The organism is Synoicihabitans lomoniglobus, assembly GCF_029023725.1.
Classification (GTDB): domain Bacteria; phylum Verrucomicrobiota; class Verrucomicrobiia; order Opitutales; family Opitutaceae; genus Actomonas; species Actomonas lomonigloba.
The window spans coordinates 2,148,563-2,166,828 of the sequence record NZ_CP119075.1 but is presented as its reverse complement, the minus strand read 5'-3'; the positions used below and the strand labels follow the sequence as shown (position 1 = coordinate 2,166,828).

Below are 18,266 nucleotides of genomic sequence, written 5' to 3'. Positions count from 1 at the left end.
GAGCCGGAAAGGACTCGTCCGCGCTGGAATCAGGCGGGGGCGGGGGAAAATGGCAAGAAACCGTTTGGACTGGCGGCCCCGCCGTTTGTTTCCCCGGTCGGGACCAAATCGGAGGGCCGACCATGCGGATCACTGCGTGGCTTTAACCCGGTCCCAAGCGGCCGTGTATTTCGCCAGGTCGTCACCGATATCCTTGATCTGTTCGCCTTTCTTGAGGAGCTCGGGCGGGATGATGACGATCGGGTTTTGCAGCACCTCTTCGGAGAGATGGCGGTAGGACGCCCAGTTGGGGCAAAGGTAGTAGTTGAACTCGATATTGCGCGCGGCGATGACGGGGTCGTGGAGGAAGTTGATGAACTTCTCCGCCAGATCGACGTTATCCGCTCCGGTCGGAATTGCCATAGTGTCTTCCCACATGGCAAAGCCTTCCTGCGGCAGCGCGAAGGCGATGTTGGGGTCTTCGTTTTCATCGATGATCTGTTGCACGTCGCCGCCCCAGGCTTGCACGAGGTAGAATTCCTTCGAGGCAATGCCAGCCTTGTTGGATTCCGAAGCGAACTGCGCGATGTTTCGTTTCCACTCGATGACCAGATCGGCGGCGGCCTCGATGGCAGCCTCGTCGGTAGAGTTCATGCTGTGGCCCAACACTCTGAGCGCGGCCCCCAACACCTCGCGGTGGTCATCCAGCAAAGTCATGCGGCCGGCAAGATCGGAGCGGGCAAACATCTGCCACGACGGAACGAAATCCTCCACTTCATCGGTCCGGTAGGCGATCCCGGTCGCCCCCGTCATGTAGGGGATGCTGTAGACCATTTTCTTATCAACCGAAACGCTGCCCACGAAAATGGGGTCGAGGTTTTTGATGTTGGGAATGCGGTCGTGGTTCAGCTTTTGGAGCAGACCGTCCTCCACCATCATGCGCACGATGTAGCTGGAAGGGAAAACGAGGTCGTAGCCGGTGGCGCCGCCTTTGAGTTTGGCGTGGAGCACCTCGTTGGAGTCGTAGTTGTCGACGATGACTTCGCAGTTGTTGGCCGCGGCGAACTCTTCCACGAGGCCTTCGGCGAGATAGTCACTCCAGATGTAGACGTGCAGGACCGGCTTCTTTTTGGCGCACGACGAGAAAAGCAAAACGAGACCGGCGACCAGGCCGACAGCAATGAAGCGGAGGAGGGGAGATTTCATGGTTGTGGGCGGGTGAGTCGTTGACTGAGCAGGACGGTAATGAACGTGACGGACATGAAGATAACACTCAACGCGTTGATCACCTGGGGGGAACTCCGACGCATCATGCTGAAAATTTTCACCGGCAAGGTAGTATTGCCCGGACCGGATACGAGAAAAGTTATCACGAAATCGTCGATACTGAGCGTAAACGCCAACAGCCCGCCGGCGGCCAGCCCCGGTCCGAGCAGGGGCAACAGTATCCGCCGAATGATCGTGCCCCAGCCGGCCCCGAGATCCTGAGCGGCCTCGATCACGGCGTCGTCAAAGTCCTGCAAACGCCCGAGCATGACGAGGGTCACGTAACTCAGACAAAACGTCGTGTGAGCGAGAATGATGGTGGTGAAGTTGAGCTGCACCCCCACGTTGACGAACAGGAACAACAGGCTGAGGCCCATCAGAATGTCCGGCACCACCAGCGGCGCGTAGATGAGGCCGTAGTGAATCCGCTGGGTGCGCGTCTTGTAACGATGGATACACCAGGCGGCCAGCGCGCCCAGCACGACCGACGCGATGGTGGAAGTCACGGCGATGAGCAGCGTATTCCACGCCGCCTGATGGATATCCTCTCGGGCCCAAAGTTCCTGATACCAACGGAAGGAAAACCCGTTCCATTGGCCACCGAACTTGGCGGCATTGAAGGACTGCGCGATCAGCATGGCGATCGGCAGGTAGAAAAAGACCAGCACCACCAGCGCCGTGACGAGAGGAAGTCGGCTCGGTTTCATGGCGAGGCGGGTTCGTCGACCGGGGTTGTGGTGACATCGAGTCGATCGCGACGGCGCAGATAGGCCGCCACGCCGAGCGGCACAAAGATCACCAGCGTCAGCACCGCTCCCAGCGCCGCCGCGTGGGGCAGGTTGCGGTCGGTGGTGGCGCGTTGCGCGATCTTGTTGCCAATCATTTCGCTGGTCGGCCCTCCCACGATGGCCGGGATGGCGTAGGAGCCGAGCGCCGGGATAAACACGATCAAAAACGCGGTGAGCAGTCCCGTGCGAATGCCCGGCAAAAACACGCTGCGAAACGCCCGCCACTTGGTCGCGCCGAGGTCGCGCGCCGCTTCGAAGAGGGTGAAGTCAAATTTCTCGGTCGCCGCGTAGAGCGGCAGGATCGCAAACGGCAGATACGTGTAGACGAGCACCAACAGGATCGCGCCGTTGTTATACAACAGCTGAGTGTTGGGTTCCGCCCAACCGAGCGATACGCAGACTGATTTCACGAATCCGTCGGGATGGAGCAGGGTGCGCCACGCAAAGATGCGGATGAGGAAGTTGGTCCAAAAAGGCAGGATGATCAGCAGCAGCACGCGTTGCCGCCAGCGCACATCGAGTCGGGCGATCCAATACGCCACTGGAACGCCGAGGCCGAGACACACCACCGTGCAGGCCCCGCTCAACCACAACGTGCGCCAGACGATCCCCGGGTAGGCGGGGTTGTTCAGACTGCGCCATGTTTCCAGCGTCCAACCCGGGGCGGCGCCGCCGCTGAGGTCGGCCGGTTTGAACGAGAGCGCAAACACCAGCACGGTCGGCACAGCGAAAAAAATCACGAGCCAACCGAAACTCGGCCAGGTCAACGCCTGCTCGATCCACCGCCGCTTTTTCATGACGTGCCGGGAGCCTCCACGATGAGGTATCCATCATTGGAATACCAACTGAGCCACACCACTTCGCCGGCTTCGACGGGGTCGTAGTCGGGTAGGAACCGGCGGTGTTGTTTCCAGACGGAAATCAGGCGCGACCCCACTTTGATGCGGTAGTGCGTGCGCGAGCCGAGGTAGATGAGGTCGACCACCACGCCCTGAATGGTATTTTGCGCGTGATGATGCCGGGGGCACTCGCGCCGCAGGGCGATGCGTTCGGGGCGCAGACTCAGCACCGCCTGGCTGCCGTCGGGGATGGCCCCGGCGAGTTTGGAGAGCACGACATCGCCCGAGTGCGGGGTATCATCGAGTCCGTAGATAATCGGGCCGAGATCGGTGGTGCGCAGGCCGTGATTGTCACCTGCTCCCACGTCGACGACCGTGGCATCGATGAGATTGGTGTCGCCGACGAAGCCCGCCACGAAACGACTGTGCGGGGTTTCATAAACTTCACTCGGCGTGCCAATTTGTTCAAAGCGGCCGTGGTTCATGACGGCGACGCGATCGCCGAGGGACATGGCTTCCCCCTGGTCGTGAGTCACGTAGAGGAAGGTGGTGCCGACTTCGCGGTGGATGTTTTCCAGCTCGATCAACATGTGCTGGCGCAGCTTCAAATCGAGGGCGGCGAGCGGCTCATCCAGCAGCAACAACTCCGGTTGATTGATCAGGGCCCGGGCGATGGCGACGCGTTGCTTTTGCCCGCCGCTGATTTGGGTCGGTTTCTTGTCGGCGTGAGCATGCATCTGGGTGAGGTCCAACATGCGTTTGACTTCGCGCTCGATTTCGGCGGCGGGGCGTTTCGCGACCGTGAGGCCGAAGGCGATGTTTTCCCGAATCGTGAGATGCGGAAACAGCGCGTAGTTTTGGAAAACCGTGTTGATGGGGCGCTGGTGCGGCGGGACATGGGTCAGATCGCGACCATTGACCAAGATGTGTCCCTCGTCGGGCTCGATGAAACCCGCGAGCATGCGCAACAACGTCGTTTTCCCGCTGCCGCTTGGACCGAGCAGCGAAAACACTTCGCCTTTGGTGAGCTGCAACGAAACGTTGTCGACGACAGTGATGTCTCCGTAGCGCTTGGTGACATTTTGCAACTCAATGAAAGCGGCCATGTTGGGGTTGATGTGAGACATCGGGGAACGCGTGGCCAGACTGGATCGTGCCGCGGACAACTTTCTTTCCGCCGCCCGCCTCCGCAGTGGAGCTTAGCTGAATACACCGGCCACGGGGCGCGATCGTTAAGCGCACTCCCGGCATTTTGTCCTGTTGGATCGATCGGGGGACGCGCTTTACTCTCCGCCATGCCTCCTGCGTTACCCCTGTTTTTTCTGTCCCTGTGCTTTGCCACCGTCGCGGCCGCCGACCTGCACCCGGCTTGGGTCATGGCCGAAGGCGGCATTTTTCGCACCTGGCTGAATCAGGCCAACGGGGAGTTGAGCCCGCCGGAGCGTATCGCGGAAGTGAGCGCGGCGTCCTGGCTGACCACGCATCCGCGCCACCGAATCCTCTATGCCAGTTTTGCCAGCGAAGGGAGCTCCGGGATCATGGCATACGCGTTCGAAGACGATGGCTCCTTGGCGCAGCGGGGTCAGGTGTTGGTCGAGTCCGGTTGGCCGACACACATCGCCGTGGATCCGGCCGGTTCACTCATCGCCTCGGCGCATTGGGGGGCGGGCACCGTATCATTGGCACGGCTACACCAAAATGGCGTGCCGGATTCTGCGGTCGAGACCCTCACGTTTGCCCTCCCGTTTCAAGGCGCCGGTCCGAGTCCCGTGCAGACCCAGTCGCGCAGCCATTGGGTGGGGTTTTCCGCCGACGAGCGGCTGCTCTACGTCACCGATCTCGGCAACGACTGTGTGTGGGTGCTCGAACCGCAGGCAAATCCCTTGGCTCTGCGCATCCGCGCTAAGATCGAACTGCCGCCCGGCTCGGGTCCGCGGCATATCAGTCAAGGTGTTGACGGCCGATTCGCCTACGTGAATGGAGAGTTCGATCATTCCGTGACGCAGCTTCGCCGGACGGGCGAGCAGGGGATGTTCGAAGCTCTGTCCTCGCAATCCACGCTCGGCCGCACTGATCACGAGCCACGTAACAACACGTCGGAAATTCGGGTGCATCCCTCCGGCCAGTTTCTTTACGTGGGCAACCGCGGCCACGATTCGATCGCGGTGTTCTCCCTTGATGCGGAGACCGGCGCGCCGCACCCGATCGAGCGCGAGCCGATCCGGGGTGTCTGGCCTCGCGACTTCGACTTCGATCCCTCCGGGCAATGGATGATCGTGGGCGGGCAGCATTCCAACTCGTTGACCTCCTTTGCGATCGATCAGACGACCGGGCAGCTGACTTTCAGTCGACACCGGGTCACGGTGCCCAATCCCGTGCGCGTCCTGTTCGTGCCGTCGCGTTGATCCCAATCCGGTGCTTGCGCGAAATCGCGAGCAAAGCTCATCTAGTGTTCAACATCATGTCACTCTACGAAACCCTTCGAGCCGATATCGTCACCGCCATGAAAGCGCGTGACTCCGGCAAAGCCACCGCCCTCCGCACCGCCGATGCTGCCATCCAACGCGTGTCGATGGATTCGAATGTGGAGATCGACGACGAACTCGTGGTCACCACCCTGCGCAAGTCCGTGAAAAACCTGAAGGACGCGAACGTCGATTTTGCCAAAGCGGGACGCACGGATTTGGTCGAGGCCAATGAAGCGGAGATCGCGATCCTCGAGGTTTATCTGCCCGCCCTGATCACCGGCGAAAAATTGGAGGCGATCGTGGCCGAAGCGGTGGCTACGTCGGGCGCGACCACGAAACGCGAAATGGGCAAGGTGATCGGTGCATTGAAAAAGCGTCCGGACGCCGGCCTGATCGACTTCGGCGCCGCCAGTAAACTCATCCAAGGCAAGCTCGCCTGAGCGGCGGGATCAGCCGCGGACTTTGAAGACGCGGGGCGCGAAGGGCGGCGCGGACGCTTTGCGTCCCGCCCGTCCGCGCGGTGATTCCAGTGACGTTTCGATCAATGCCTTGACCCGGTGCCGGGTCCGGGCGCCAAAACCCGCGGGCAGGGTGGGTCCATCGAGATACGACAAGTGGTGCGGCGCGCCAGCGCTCGCAGTAGCGGGCTGTGTGTTGGAATCGAAGAGGAGAGGTAAATTCATGGGATGAGGATAGTGACTGTGACCACTCCCCAGCGGTTCCCCCGTCGCATGCTTTTGTCGAAAAATAGGGTAAACAACGGAATGTCGGTGGACGGGCGGTGGCCGCACCACGTTTAACGCCCAGCCTATTTCCCGGGAAAGGATCGTTCCGGCGTTGCGAGTTGCCGCTACGGGGCCACATGTCGATGCATCATGATCGTTACCCCGCGTTTTACCCGCGCCTTGTTTGCCGTCATGGCGGCGAGTGCCGCCTCGACTTCCATCATCGTCGCGCAAGAAATGGGCTTTGAAGAGTATGAGCCGGTATCGACGTTGGTCGTTCCCGAGCATCATCTGACTCGCGCCAAATTTCCCTTTGTCGACGCGCACAACCACCAGTGGGGGCCGCGGCTCGGGGCCGAGACGGTGGACGAAACCGTGGCCGATATGGATCGGCTCAACCTGGCGGTCATGGTTAACTTGTCCGGCGGCAGCGGCGACCGGCTGAAAGCGGTCATCAAGGCGTCCAAAGAGCGTTATCCGACGCGCTTTGCGATTTTTGCCAACCCGTCCTTTGATGGCATCGACGACCCCGACTACCCCGAACGCACGGCGGCGCAGTTCGAAGCCGACGTGGAAGCCGGGGCGCAGGGACTCAAGATTTTCAAAAATTTCGGGATGTATGTGAACGATGCCGCCGGCCATCGCGTGCAGGTCGACGACCCGCGGCTCGATCCTCTCTGGGCCAAGGCCGGGGAGTTGGGCGTGCCGGTGCTTATCCATACTGGCGACCCGCATCAGTTCTGGCTGCCGCACGACAAATACAATGAACGCTGGCTGGAACTGAAACAACGGCCTCGTCGCAAACGCGAAGGGGAGCCGACGTTTGAGCGGCTTTTGACCGAGCAAACCAACGTGTTTCGCAAGCATCCCGAAACCACGTTCATTGCGGCGCACTTTCTGTGGTTGGCCCACGATCTGGACCGTCTCGGTCAGCTCATGGACGAGATCCCGAACATGATGACCGAACTCGGCGCGGTCATCTACGAACCCGCCCGTCAACCTCGGCAGGCGCGGGCGTTTTTTGAAAAGTATCAGGACCGGATTCTCATGGGTAAAGACTCGTGGGCGCCGGAGGAATACTATGTCTATTTCCGCGTGCTCGAAACGGCCGACGAATACTTTCCCTACTACCGCAAACGGCACGCTTTCTGGAGCATGTATGGACTCGCTTTACCGGACCCTGTTTTGAAAAAAGTCTACTTCGGCAACGCGCTTCGCATCATCCCGGGAATTGATCGCTCGCTCTTTCCCCACGACTGAAAACGCGGTCGGTCCCTCCTGCTGAATACGCATGCCCCGCTGGTTGAATCGATTATTCCGGATGACGAGCATCGGCATCGGCGCGACCCTGCTGATGAGCGCGGCGGTCAATTTCGTGGCCATTGAAAAACTGTTCGACGCCTCCGTGGAGCATCAACTCGGCATGACCAAGGCCGACATGCGCTGGCTTTACTACGGTTTCGCTACGTTCGGCTTGTTGTTCGTTTTACTGGGCGCGTTGTGGCCGCGTCGTAATACGGCCAAACCCCCGCCTACGTTGCGTCGGTAGTCGCCGGCTCCGCATAACAATACGGGCAGGACTTTTCGTAGACGTAACGGGGATCCGCTTGGTCGGTCAGCGTGAGCGGCATTTGGCAAGCGAAGCACAGCACCGACCCGGTTTCCTTGAGCTCCGGGTCCACCCCCACGCGCCGATCAAACACGAAACACTCGCCGTCGTAGTGTTCGCCGCCGCATTCCTCGAAATACTTCAAGATGCCGCCCTCGAGTTGAAACACGTGCTTGAATCCCGCCTTCGCCATAAAGGGGCCGGCTTTTTCGCAGCGAATTCCGCCGGTGCAATACATGACCACAGGTTCGTCCTTGAGATGTTCGGGGAGCTTTTCGACCGCCGCCGGAAAGTCGCGAAAGTGATCCACGCCGGCGGGCAACGCGTCGCGAAACGCCCCGAGTCTCACTTCATAGTCATTGCGGGTGTCGAGCAGCGTGATTTTGCGGCCCTCGTCCAGCCATTGCTTCAACTCCCGCGGCGGCAGTTTCGGGGACGGGGCGTGCGCCGGATCGATCCCCTCGATGCCGAACGCGATGATCTCCGTCTTGATCTTTACGAGCATCCGGTTGAACGGCAGTTCATCGCTCCAGCTTTCCTTGACCTCCAAGTCCGCCAATCCCGGCAACTCGCGCAGTGAGCTCACCAGGGCGTTCACGGCGTCCGCCATACCGGCGATGAACAGGTTTATTCCTTCCGGGCTCAACAGAATCGTGCCGCGGAGGCCCGACTCCAGGCACTGGCTCAGCAGGTTTTGCTTCACCGTCGGCAGGGTGTCAGCCTCGAAAGGCGTGAATTTGTAGGCGGCGATGTTGAGGACTCTTTCCATGGCAAACGGACCATTGATCTGGATAACGAACCTCGGCGGTGACGAGGTAAAAACCGGGCAACATCCGCGATGGGCATCGCTTCGGCGGCCGATTTCGCGTAGCGACAACGGTATGAAAACGTTATCCCGGTTTGGTATTGGTGCGATCGCGGTGCTGCTGATGGCAGGTTGCGGTAAAAAGGAAACCGCCAGCGCGCCTGCCGCAGAGGCGCCGCCCGCGCCGACTCCCGTGGCGACTCAGCCCGTTGCCGCGCCAGAGTCGAAAATGGCCCCCCCAGTTGAGCCCAAGGCGGAAATGGTGGCCAAGATGGCCCCCGCCGAGCCCGCCGGTGAGGTGGTGGCACCGAAGACCGCTCCCATGGCGGCGCCCGCGGCAGAGGCCAAACCCGATCTGCAGTCGTCGCTTATGTCCGCCGCCGGTCAACTCGGCACCAAGTCCGATGCCATTGCCGCTGCCACGGGATTCGATGTGAACGCCGGCATCACCCAGGCGCTCAACGTCGCAGCCGACCGGGCGGTGGACTACCTCACCGGTCCCAACGGACTCATGTCCAACGCCTCGCTGCAAATTCCACTGCCGGAATCGGTGGAGAAACTGCGCAAGCCGCTGACGAGTATTGGTCAGGAGCAATTGCTGAATCAGTTTTCCACCACGATGAATGGTGCCGCGACCGAGGCGCTCAAGCTCTCGCCGGAAATTCTCAAACAAACGATCTCCAATCTCGATGTGAATAACGTCGCTTCGCTACTCCAAGGCGGTGACACGGCGTTCACCCAATACTTGGATCAAAATGCTCGCGGTCTGATTTTAGCGAAAATCACTCCGATCATCGCTCAAACCACGGCCGCCTCGGGAGCCACGCAATATTACAAACAGATCAGCACCGCCCTCGAGCAGAAGGGAGGCGGCGGCTTGATGGCCGCCGTGCAGACCTTTACCGGCGTGCAACTGCCCAGTGGCGACTTCGATCTTGATGCCTACATCGCCAACGCCGCCGTCGGTCGCCTCTTCGAAGTCGTGGCGGTGGAGGAGCAAAAGATGCGCGCCGATCCCAAGGCTCGCTCGACCGAGCTGCTGCAAACGCTCTTTGGTCAGTTCACGAAGTAGCGCGACACGCGCGGGGTCGCCCCATCAGTCCGCGCGCGGTGGCTTGGTTTCCCAACGCCGCGCGCAGACGTAGCCGATCACGCCCGCCACGATCAGTCCGGCGGCCATCGCAGCTTCGATGGGCTGCGATTTTACGATGTAGAACACCGTCCACAGCATGAGGCCGAGGTAGATCAACGGTGGCAACGGGTAGAGCCACGTTCGGTAAGGGCGGGGCAAATCGGGCTGTTTCCACCGCAGCACAAAAACACCGGCTACGGCGAAGAGCGTGTTGAGCCCGAGAATGAATCCCGAAAACAGCAGGATGGATTCAAACGACGACGTGAGCACGAAGATCAGCGCGAGCCCCGATTGCACCAGAATCGCCAACGTCGGGATGCCGTCCTCGTTTTTCCGAGCGAGTTTCCCGAACAATGCGAAATCCTCACCGATCACCTGTAGCACTCGCGGTCCGGCGATCGTCATGGCGCTCACCGTGGAAATCAGCAGCAACGACAACACCGCGCTGATCGCCGACGCTCCAGCCTCGCCAAACACGTGTTGCGCGGCGATGTAACCGACCTCGACCTTGCTCTCGAGGGCCGCGATGGGCGCCACATAGAGAAACGTCCAGTTGAGTGCCACGTAGAGAATCATCACGGTGAGCGTGCTGGTAATCAGGATACGCGGCAGATTCCGCTGCGCGTCGTCGACCTCGTTGATGAGATACGTCACCGAATTCCAGCCCGTGTAAGCGTAGTTCACATAGATGAGCGACACGGCAAACGCGCCACTGAGCACCAGACCGCCGTCGCCGAGTTTCGGCAGAAAGCTGATGGCCTGCGGCTCGTCGACCATGAGACTGCACAGCACGCAAAATCCGACGATCAGCGATATCTTCACGGCCGTGAACACGCTTTGAAAATTGCTGCTGCGTTTGCGCCGCCCGGTGTGTGCGACCGTCACGACCACGATGAGCCCCACCGCCAGCCAAGTCGGTGACAACGCCGGAATCGCGGCGGAGAGATAACTGCCAAACGTAATGGCGGCGAGGGCGACTGGCGCGGCGAACCCGATGGTGGCGGAGATCCAACCGGAAACGAATCCGACCATCGGATGATAGATCCGGCTGAGAAAATTGTATTCGCCGCCCGAGCGGGGCAGGGCGGCACCGAGCTCCGCGTAAGAGAGCGCGCCGCACAACGCCGTAACGCCGCCGACCACCCAGAGCATGATCAGCACAAAGCCCGATTTGATATCGAGCAATTGGTAGCCCAGCGAAGTGAAGACGCCCGTGCCGATCATGTTGGCGATGATCACGGCCGAAGCGATGGCCGGTTTGTAAGTGGTGCGAGCCATGGTCAGGATGTTGGGGCGGTGGAGCTGACTTCGAGCCAAGCGGCGAACCCTTTTTCATCGAGTTCGCCCGCCGCGAGCGCGAGCGTGTTCAAAATCGCTTCTACTTCGGACCCCTTGAACCTGCGGCCATTGACTTCGAGAAACGTGACCGCAGCCAAAAATGCGATCCGCTTATTGCCGTCAAAGAAGGGATGATTCTTGGCCAACCCAAACGCGTAGGACGCCGACAATTCAGGAAGCGTCGGCTTCGAATAATACCACAGGTCCTCCGGTCGCTTTAGCGCGGAATCGAGCATGACTTCGTCACGAATCCCGGCTAGACCGCCGAACAAAGCCAATGACTGCTCGTGCAACGTGAGGACAGTTTCGCGCAGCAGCCACGTGGGCTCCATCACTTGGCGAGTTCCTTGAGGGTGTTGCGGTAGCGGTTCATCAAGTCCTGGCCTGCTGCCATCTGACGAGCGAACTCGTCGTCGCCAGCCGTCACGCGAAGACTTCCATCCGCTGCTTTCGTCAAATACAGCGCCTGACCTTCTTCGACCTGCAAATCCGCCAAGGCCTCCTTCGGGAGAATGACACCGAGAGAATTACCGATTTTGCGCACTTTGGTCGTGTAAGCCATAGGTGGTATAACGGATGTTATAACAGCAATGTCCAGACCCAAGACGGTCTTTGCGAGCCGGGCACCGCCCGGAAAGTGTAACCATAATGGTTACACTTTCCGGCGGAAGACGGATGGACGGATGGGCCGACTTGGGGAAAGCGCCTGGCGAAGGGGTTACTTGTCCTTTTGCTCGGCTGCGGCGGCGGCGCGACGTTCGGCCATGCGTTCCTGCAGGACGTCCATCGGGCTCTCGCGATCGAGGTTGGCCGCAATGTCGAGGGCCGCGCGGGTGACTTCACCGGGTTTGCCGGTGAAGCCGAGGTCATCGAGCCAGTCCATATAACGTTCCTGCCAGGTGCCAAAGCCCACACCGTCGCGCAGCGTGATGCCGCCGGTGGCGGGCGCCTGACCGGGTTTGCCGCGATCGCCCGGATGCACACCGCGCGCGTAGATGTGCAGTTCCACATTGGGCACGCCGTCATTGAGCAACGCGGTGAAATACTCCGTAGCCCAAAGCGCGTGAATCCAGTCACCCCAACCGGGGCCGGTGAAAAACGCGGGAGGGGAATCGGCGGGGATCGACGGTTGATCCTCAAACGCGAAAAAGAAGGGCGACGGACCGGGATAGACCAGTCCGTTGAAATCGGGTCGCGACGAGATCTTGGCCAGCGGGTTCTCCGGCATGTCGTTTTTGGCATCAAACTCGTCATAGTAGAGCGAGGCGGCGGCGCAGAGTTCGGCTCCGGCGGAGAAACCCAGCACGCCGATCTTGTTGGGATCGATGTTCCACTGTTCGGCATGCGCGCGCACGAGTTTCACGGCTTGCTGGAGATCATGGACGCCGTCGGTTTTCGGGTCATAGCCGTCGCTGCGCAGGCGGTTGCGCAGAAGAATGGTGCTGATGCCGCGGCTGCCGAAATACGGAATCATGGCCGAGCCTTCGCCAAAAATGTTCAGTTTGTTGTGACCGCCGCCCGCCACGAGGATGATCGCGGTGCCGGTATTCAGCTCCCCGTTACCGGCGTGAAACTCGATCGACGGGTTGTGGATATTGACCAGATAGCCGGGCAGGGCACCGCCGTAAAAACCGTAGGTCTCGGCTTCGTGGATACGGTCGGGTTTCAGATAAGGGGAATCCGGCGGAAACAGCGTCATGACCACACCACCGGGAGCCAAAGCTTGCGGCGCATAAGGCGACCCGGGGGCGGCCGCCGGACCTGCGGTCGGGATGCCCATGGCGGCGGGGACCGGCGGCAGCTCGGCGGCTTCGAGCGAATTCAGAAAGGGGCAAAGCGCGACGAGCGCCGCGATGCCTACGGCACGGAGAGGACGGGATTTCATGGGGTGGGGAAAGCGAGTCTGTTGGTGATCGCTTTCGGAACGTCCGTAAAGTCTCAGCTGAGTAAACGATAAAGCCCGGCCCCCAAAAAGGGCCGGGCCAAAACGAGAGTCAGACTCGGAAGCGTTCTACTTCTTTTTGCCCTTGTTCGGAGCCTTGTTGCCGGCGAGCAAATTGTAGATCGCCTGGCGTTGGCCGTAGTTAAGGCCATCGAGCGCAGAGATCAGCGACGTCAGGCGGGCGGCGGAGGTGTCCCCGGCGAGGCTGAAGCTCGCGTCGAATTCAGCGCGGTAGGCAGCCTCGAAGGCTTCCAACGCACCGTCGACGTTGCCGAGAGCTGCGCCAAGGGCGGCGGATTCGGCTTCGCTGGTGGCCAGGCTCGATTCGAGACCGGCGATGGAGGTGGCTTGATTGGCGATGGTGTCCTGAGCCGAGGCGAGGTCGGCGGTGAGGGCGGCATTGGCCGCGAGCGCGTTGCTCAACAGGGCCTGGGTGGCGGCAAGATCGGCTTCCAGTGCGGCGATCGACGCATTGGCGGACGCGAGGTCAACTTGCAGACTGGCAATGCTGGCGTGGGCTGCATCGAGGTCCGAGGTGAGACCGGAAATCGTGTCCTGGGCCGTGGTAAGTTCAGATTCCAGCCCCGCAATGGTGCCGGCCTGTTCCGAGACGGTGGCTTCGGCGGCAGCGAGGGCGGCGGCGGTATCATCGAGGGAGGCCTGAGTCGCGGCCAACGTCGACTCGGTCGACGCGAGGGTGGCCTCGGTGGTGGCGAGGGCCGTGGCGGTTGCGTCCAACTCTGCTTGGGTCGAGGCGAGTTCATCTTCCGTGGCCGCCAGCGTGGCTTCTGTCGCGGCGAGCGTGGACTCGGTGTCCGCCAAGGTCGATTCGGTCGATGCCAAGGTCGTTTGCGTGGTGACGAGTTCTGCTTCGGTCGTCGCCAGCGTCGCTTGAGTGGCAGTCAACTCCGACTGGGTCTGCTGCAAGTCCGTGGTCAGCGCCGCGATTTCCGCGGCGTTGGCCGCGATGGTGGAGGATTGGCTGTCAATCGTGGCATTGGCGGCCGCGAGGTCGCCGGTGAGGGCGGTGACTTGAGCTTCCAGATTCGCGACCTGGGCATTGAGGGAATCGATCGTTGCCTGCAGTGCCATTTTGTCGGCGGTGAGGGCGTCGACTTCGCCGTTCAAGGCAACGATTTGGGCGGTGAGCGCATCGGCTTCATCATTGCACGCCTCCAATTCATCGATGGCGGTGGTGAGGGCGGCGTTGGCATCAGCCAGCTGTTGCGTCAAATCGTCAATTTCGGCCTGCAGTTCGGCGAGGGCTTCGTCGTTGGCATTGGGTCCTCCCGAAATGCTCAGGTTTTGGGTGAAGTTCCGGCCGAAGTTGGGGTTATTGGCGGAATAGACGTAGATGCGGTTCGGAGACGGGAGCGAGCCGGACGGGAGTTGGTCATTCGCGGGGATGGCCGAGCCTGCGGCATTCCAGTAAATATCGATGTAGTGGTAGTAGTTGTTGGCGTCGCGAAACCGGAGCAGCAAACGATCCTGATTGCCATAGTTTCCCAGCACATAGGCTTCACTCTGATAGGCGGTGGAGTTGGTTTTCTGGAAATAGGTCGAACCCGAGCTGGTGTGACTCACGGTCATGGTCGCAGCGCTGATTGCGGTGCTCTGATAGAGAAGATAATCTCCGTAACTCCCGCCGTTGTAGTAGTAGGTGGGCGCGTTGGTGTTTACGGTCACCGTAGCTTGGAAATCATAGGTGCCGTCTGACCCGGAAATCGAGTAGGTCTCATCGGCGAACGTCGGCGCGGATAATACGATCGAAAGGAGCAGGAGGCGGGCAGTTCGCATGAGCGATTGCCTGGTTAGCCCGGAGAAGAATGGAATCATAGCTGGATGGGAGTAAGGGTTAATACGCCCCTAAAACATAGTAATAACATGCAGGGGTATTATAACCAACAAGCATCAGAGCGGTGCATGCGAGCCAAATTGTAAATTTCTTATCAATCTGCATATTAACCAGATAGGTCCGTTTGGATCTATCCGATCAGGCACGTATGGTCGCGATCGATTCCGCGATCGCACGAACCAAGCGCATCTCCATGCTTGGAGTCAGGAAGCGACGAAAAGGCCGCGGCGGGACGGGTCGGTAGTGGTTCGTAGACCGTCCCGTCCCACGACGTTCCCTGCGGACCGCGGCCGGCGACCCGATTACATGCCGGGGAGCTTGGGCATGCCGCCGGCGCCACCACCCATACCCGGCATGCCTGCGCCGCCCATGCCCTGCATCTTTTTCATCATCTTACGGCCTTTGCTGCCCTTCATCATCTTCATCATTTTCTGCATCTGCTGGAATTGTTTCAGCAGTTGGTTGACCTCGACGACTTTGACACCCGCGCCGTTGGCGATGCGCATGCGACGGCTGCCGTTGAGGATCATCGGCTTGCGGCGTTCCTGGAGGGTCATCGACTGGATGATGGCTTCGGTGCGGCCCATTTGCTTCTCATGACCGTCGTCGAGCTGCACGTTGTTCATGCCGGGCAGCATGCCCATGATGCTCTGCATCGAGCCCATTTTTTTGACCTGCTGCATCTGGGCCAGAAAGTCTTCGAGGTTGAAGTCGGCCTTGCGGAGTTTCTCCGCCATGCGCTCGGCTTCTTTTTCGTCGATGTTCTCCTGGGCCTTCTCGACGAGGGAAACCACGTCACCCATGCCGAGTATCCGGGACGCGAGACGGTCGGGATGGAACGTCTCGAAATCCTCCGTCTTCTCGCCGACACCGACGAATTTGATCGGCACACCGGTGATCGATTTGATCGAAAGCGCGGCACCGCCGCGGGCGTCACCGTCGAGTTTCGTGAGAATCAGGCCGGTCAACCCAAGCGCTTCGTGAAACGCCTTGGCCACATTGACGGCTTCCTGACCGAGGGCACCGTCGGCGACGAGGATGATTTCGTCCGGCACGACGACGTCCTTCAGGCGTTGCACCTCTTTGATGAGATCCTCGTCGATCTGGAGGCGACCGGCGGTGTCAAAAATGATGAGCTCGGAGCCAGCGGCTTTCGCGGCCGCCAACCCGGCGCGACCGATGGCAGGCACATCCTTCGACGTGCGGTCGCACGTGAAACCGAGTTCATTGGCCTGGGCGAGGATTTCCAACTGGTCGATGGCGGCCGGACGGTAGATATCGCAGGCCACGACGTGGGGCGACGCATAGCCCTTCTTTTTCAACAACCGTCCCAGCTTCGCGGTCGAGGTGGTCTTACCCGAGCCGTGAAGGCCGACCATGAGCACCTTCAGGGGCTTCTTGGGGTTGAGCTGGGTCTCGCCCGATCCGAGCAATTGCTCCAGCTCGTCGCTGATGATCTTGATGATCTGCTGCCCGGGGGTGACGCCCTTGAGCACCTCCTGGCCCACGACCTGTTCGCGCACTTTGTCGACGAATTGGCGGGCGACCTTGAAATGGACGTCGGCCGAAAGCAGGGCCGTGCGCACCTCTTTGAGGGCGTCGGCCATGTTGTCTTCACTGAGTTTACCGACGCCGCGGACGTTGCGGAGGGCGGAGGAAAGTTTGTCGCTGAGGGTCTCGAACATGCGTAAAGGAGCAGAGTAGGAACGAGCTTCTCCGCGGACTGAACACAAAATTTCAACCACTGTGCTGGTTCTGATTTTCGGCCGCCGAAGATTTTAGTCGATTCCTGCCGTCGCTCTCTGTGAAGCTGCCGTTCCTATGAACCCTGTTCTCAAGCTGTTACTCGAAGGCGGTAGCCTCTCCACTGCGCAAATGGCGCAGGTGGCTGGTATCACCGAAGCCGAAGTCGAACAGCATCTGGAACAGCTGAAAAAAGATAAAATCTTCCTCGGCTGGCGTCCAGTGCTCGATCTCTCCCGGGAGGCAGCAGCCGAGGCGGCCGTCGAAGCCGTGATCGAAGTGCGGATCACGCCTGAGCGTGACGGCGGGTTCAACCGCCTGGCTGAACGCATCAGCCGGTTCGACGAGGTGCACACCTGCATGCTCGTCTCCGGCGGCTACGATCTGCTCGTGATCGTGCGCGGCAAATCCCTGCAAAAGGTGGCTGCCTTCGTTTCGGAAAAACTGTCCTCGATCGAGGGCGTGCTTTCCACCGCGACCCATTTTCTGCTCCGTTGCTACAAGGATCAGGGCTTCCTGCTCGAAACCGAGTCCGGCTCCAGCAGCCGCCTCAACGTCGCTCCCTAAGGCGACCGCACGACCATGGAATCAGCCAATCCCGAAAAATGGGTGGCGGGACACGTGTCCACGCTACCCAAGAGCGGCATCCGCGATTTTTTCGAACTCGTCGCCAAGATGAAAAACGAGGATGTGATCTCCCTCGGCGTCGGCGAGCCCGACTTCACGACGCCGTGGCACATCCGCGAGCACGCCATCTACGCCCTCGAAAAGGGGAAGACCTACTACACGTCCAACCTCGGCATGCCCGAGCTGCGGCAGGAGATTTCCCGCTACGTCAGCAAACACTTCAGTGTCGATTACCGCCCGGAAGATCAGGTCATCGTGACGGTCGGTGTGTCGGAGGCGCTCGATTTGGCGTTTCGCGCCTTCGTCAATCCCGGCGACAAGGTCATGTATCATCAGCCGTGTTACGTGTCCTACCATCCCAGCATCCAGCTCGCCCATGGTGAAGCCATCGCGGTGCCGACCTACGCCAAGGATAATTTTGCGCTGACGGCCGAGGCCCTCGAAGAGGCCTGGCAACCCGGAGCGAAGATCCTGATGCTCAACCTGCCGTGCAATCCGACCGGCGGCACCTGCACCAAGGAGCAGCTCGAAAAGATCGCCGCGTTCGCCCGGGAAAAGGATCTGCTCGTGCTGAGCGACGAAATCTACTCGGAACTCACATTCGACGGTGTGCACACCAGCATCGCCTCACTGCCGGGCATGGCGGAACGCACGATTTTCCTGCACGGTTTTTCCAAGGCGTTTGCCATGACCGGCTGGCGCATCGGCTATGCGTGCGGACCGGCGGTATTGATCGACGCCATGATGAAGGTGCATCAATACGCCATGATGTGCGCTTCGATCATCGCGCAGGAAGGTGCGCTCGAAGCCCTGCGCCACGGCGAGGACGCGGTGGCCAGAATGCGCGAGCAATACCATCGTCGTCGTGACTTGGTGGTGCGTCGTTTCAATGCCATGGGGCTGGCCTGCCATTCCCCGCGCGGCTCGTTTTACGCGTTTCCCCAGACCACCGGAGTGGGCATGGACGAAAAATCGTTCTCCGTCGGTCTGCTCAAAGAAGAGAAGGTCGCCGTCGTGCCGGGCACCGCCTTTGGTCACGGAGGTCAGGGCCATGTGCGCGCTTGTTTTGCCACGGGTTACGAACAGCTTATCGTCGCCTGCGACCGCATGGAGCGCTTTATTGAGCGCCGTAAGAACTAAATCAGGAGTC

The 18,266-nt window shown here is 60.4% G+C and carries 19 protein-coding genes; 7 read left to right on the top strand and 12 right to left on the bottom strand.

Annotated elements, in window-relative coordinates:
• Positions 1-129 precede the first annotated feature (129 nt).
• Genes PXH66_RS08580 through PXH66_RS08565 form a run of 4 tightly spaced genes read right to left on the bottom strand, consistent with a single transcriptional unit; the run spans position 130 to position 3,978 of the window.
• On the bottom strand, positions 130-1,185 hold the full coding sequence (locus PXH66_RS08580) for a polyamine ABC transporter substrate-binding protein (RefSeq protein WP_330929656.1): 1,056 nt from the start codon (positions 1,183-1,185) through the stop codon (positions 130-132).
• Positions 1,182-1,952 (bottom strand): ABC transporter permease, encoded by a 771-nt coding sequence (locus PXH66_RS08575; protein WP_330929655.1) that lies wholly within the window; start codon positions 1,950-1,952, stop codon positions 1,182-1,184. The genes PXH66_RS08580 and PXH66_RS08575 overlap by 4 nt, the downstream gene beginning before the upstream one ends.
• Entirely contained in the window at positions 1,949-2,830 is an 882-nt protein-coding gene (locus tag PXH66_RS08570) for an ABC transporter permease (RefSeq protein WP_330929654.1), read from the bottom strand. The genes PXH66_RS08575 and PXH66_RS08570 overlap by 4 nt, the downstream gene beginning before the upstream one ends.
• Entirely contained in the window at positions 2,827-3,978 is a 1,152-nt protein-coding gene (locus tag PXH66_RS08565) for an ABC transporter ATP-binding protein (RefSeq protein ID WP_330932321.1), read from the bottom strand. The genes PXH66_RS08570 and PXH66_RS08565 overlap by 4 nt, the downstream gene beginning before the upstream one ends.
• A 189-nt stretch (positions 3,979-4,167) precedes the next feature.
• Here PXH66_RS08565 and PXH66_RS08560 point away from each other — a divergent pair, with 189 nt between their 5' ends.
• Both PXH66_RS08560 and PXH66_RS08555 read left to right on the top strand, forming a co-directional pair.
• Complete coding sequence (locus tag PXH66_RS08560; RefSeq protein ID WP_330929652.1) at positions 4,168-5,277, top strand: lactonase family protein; 1,110 nt, start codon at positions 4,168-4,170, stop codon at positions 5,275-5,277.
• A 56-nt stretch (positions 5,278-5,333) separates the two neighbouring features.
• The gene (locus PXH66_RS08555; protein ID WP_330929651.1) at positions 5,334-5,780 is read left to right on the top strand and encodes a GatB/YqeY domain-containing protein; all 447 of its coding nucleotides are present in this window, start codon (positions 5,334-5,336) and stop codon (positions 5,778-5,780) included.
• 9 nt (positions 5,781-5,789) lie between these two features.
• Here PXH66_RS08555 and PXH66_RS08550 read toward each other — a convergent pair whose 3' ends face one another.
• Positions 5,790-6,023, bottom strand: coding sequence for a hypothetical protein (locus PXH66_RS08550; RefSeq protein WP_330929650.1), 234 nt, complete (start codon positions 6,021-6,023; stop codon positions 5,790-5,792).
• 192 nt (positions 6,024-6,215) lie between these two features.
• Between PXH66_RS08550 and PXH66_RS08545 the strand changes: the two genes are divergently transcribed.
• Positions 6,216-7,325: an amidohydrolase family protein gene (locus PXH66_RS08545; protein WP_330929649.1), complete on the top strand. Its 1,110-nt coding sequence runs from the start codon at positions 6,216-6,218 to the stop codon at positions 7,323-7,325.
• 43 nt (positions 7,326-7,368) lie between these two features.
• Positions 7,369-7,614, top strand: a complete 246-nt coding sequence (locus PXH66_RS08540; RefSeq protein WP_330932320.1) for a hypothetical protein — start codon at positions 7,369-7,371, stop codon at positions 7,612-7,614.
• Here the strand turns inward: PXH66_RS08540 and trhO are convergent.
• Entirely contained in the window at positions 7,598-8,443 is an 846-nt protein-coding gene (gene trhO, locus PXH66_RS08535) for an oxygen-dependent tRNA uridine(34) hydroxylase TrhO (RefSeq protein WP_330929647.1), read from the bottom strand. The genes PXH66_RS08540 and trhO overlap by 17 nt on opposite strands.
• 112 nt (positions 8,444-8,555) lie before the next feature.
• Between trhO and PXH66_RS08530 the strand changes: the two genes are divergently transcribed.
• The gene (locus PXH66_RS08530; RefSeq protein ID WP_330929646.1) at positions 8,556-9,551 is read left to right on the top strand and encodes a DUF4197 domain-containing protein; all 996 of its coding nucleotides are present in this window, start codon (positions 8,556-8,558) and stop codon (positions 9,549-9,551) included.
• 24 nt (positions 9,552-9,575) lie between these two features.
• On the opposite strand, the gene PXH66_RS08525 is transcribed toward PXH66_RS08530, so the two are convergent.
• The 6 genes from PXH66_RS08525 to ffh form a co-directional block, all read right to left on the bottom strand.
• The gene (locus PXH66_RS08525; RefSeq protein WP_330929645.1) at positions 9,576-10,889 is read right to left on the bottom strand and encodes an APC family permease; all 1,314 of its coding nucleotides are present in this window, start codon (positions 10,887-10,889) and stop codon (positions 9,576-9,578) included.
• Positions 10,890-10,891: 2 nt separating this feature from the next.
• Entirely contained in the window at positions 10,892-11,281 is a 390-nt protein-coding gene (locus PXH66_RS08520; RefSeq protein ID WP_330929644.1) for a type II toxin-antitoxin system death-on-curing family toxin, read from the bottom strand.
• Positions 11,281-11,511 (bottom strand): AbrB/MazE/SpoVT family DNA-binding domain-containing protein, encoded by a 231-nt coding sequence (locus PXH66_RS08515; protein ID WP_330929643.1) that lies wholly within the window; start codon positions 11,509-11,511, stop codon positions 11,281-11,283. The genes PXH66_RS08520 and PXH66_RS08515 overlap by 1 nt, the downstream gene beginning before the upstream one ends.
• A gap of 156 nt (positions 11,512-11,667) precedes the next feature.
• On the bottom strand, positions 11,668-12,834 hold the full coding sequence (locus tag PXH66_RS08510) for an alpha/beta hydrolase (RefSeq protein WP_330929642.1): 1,167 nt from the start codon (positions 12,832-12,834) through the stop codon (positions 11,668-11,670).
• Positions 12,835-12,960: 126 nt separating this feature from the next.
• Positions 12,961-14,688: a coiled-coil domain-containing protein gene (locus PXH66_RS08505; RefSeq protein WP_330929641.1), complete on the bottom strand. Its 1,728-nt coding sequence runs from the start codon at positions 14,686-14,688 to the stop codon at positions 12,961-12,963.
• A gap of 360 nt (positions 14,689-15,048) precedes the next feature.
• Positions 15,049-16,431, bottom strand: coding sequence for a signal recognition particle protein (ffh, locus tag PXH66_RS08500; protein ID WP_330929640.1), 1,383 nt, complete (start codon positions 16,429-16,431; stop codon positions 15,049-15,051).
• A 136-nt stretch (positions 16,432-16,567) separates the two neighbouring features.
• On the opposite strand from ffh, the gene PXH66_RS08495 reads away from it, so the two are divergent.
• Together PXH66_RS08495 and PXH66_RS08490 are read left to right on the top strand one after the other, a co-directional pair.
• Positions 16,568-17,056, top strand: coding sequence for an Lrp/AsnC family transcriptional regulator (locus PXH66_RS08495; RefSeq protein WP_330929639.1), 489 nt, complete (start codon positions 16,568-16,570; stop codon positions 17,054-17,056).
• 15 nt (positions 17,057-17,071) lie between these two features.
• Positions 17,072-18,256 (top strand): pyridoxal phosphate-dependent aminotransferase, encoded by a 1,185-nt coding sequence (locus PXH66_RS08490; RefSeq protein ID WP_330929638.1) that lies wholly within the window; start codon positions 17,072-17,074, stop codon positions 18,254-18,256.
• Positions 18,257-18,266 lie beyond the last annotated feature (10 nt).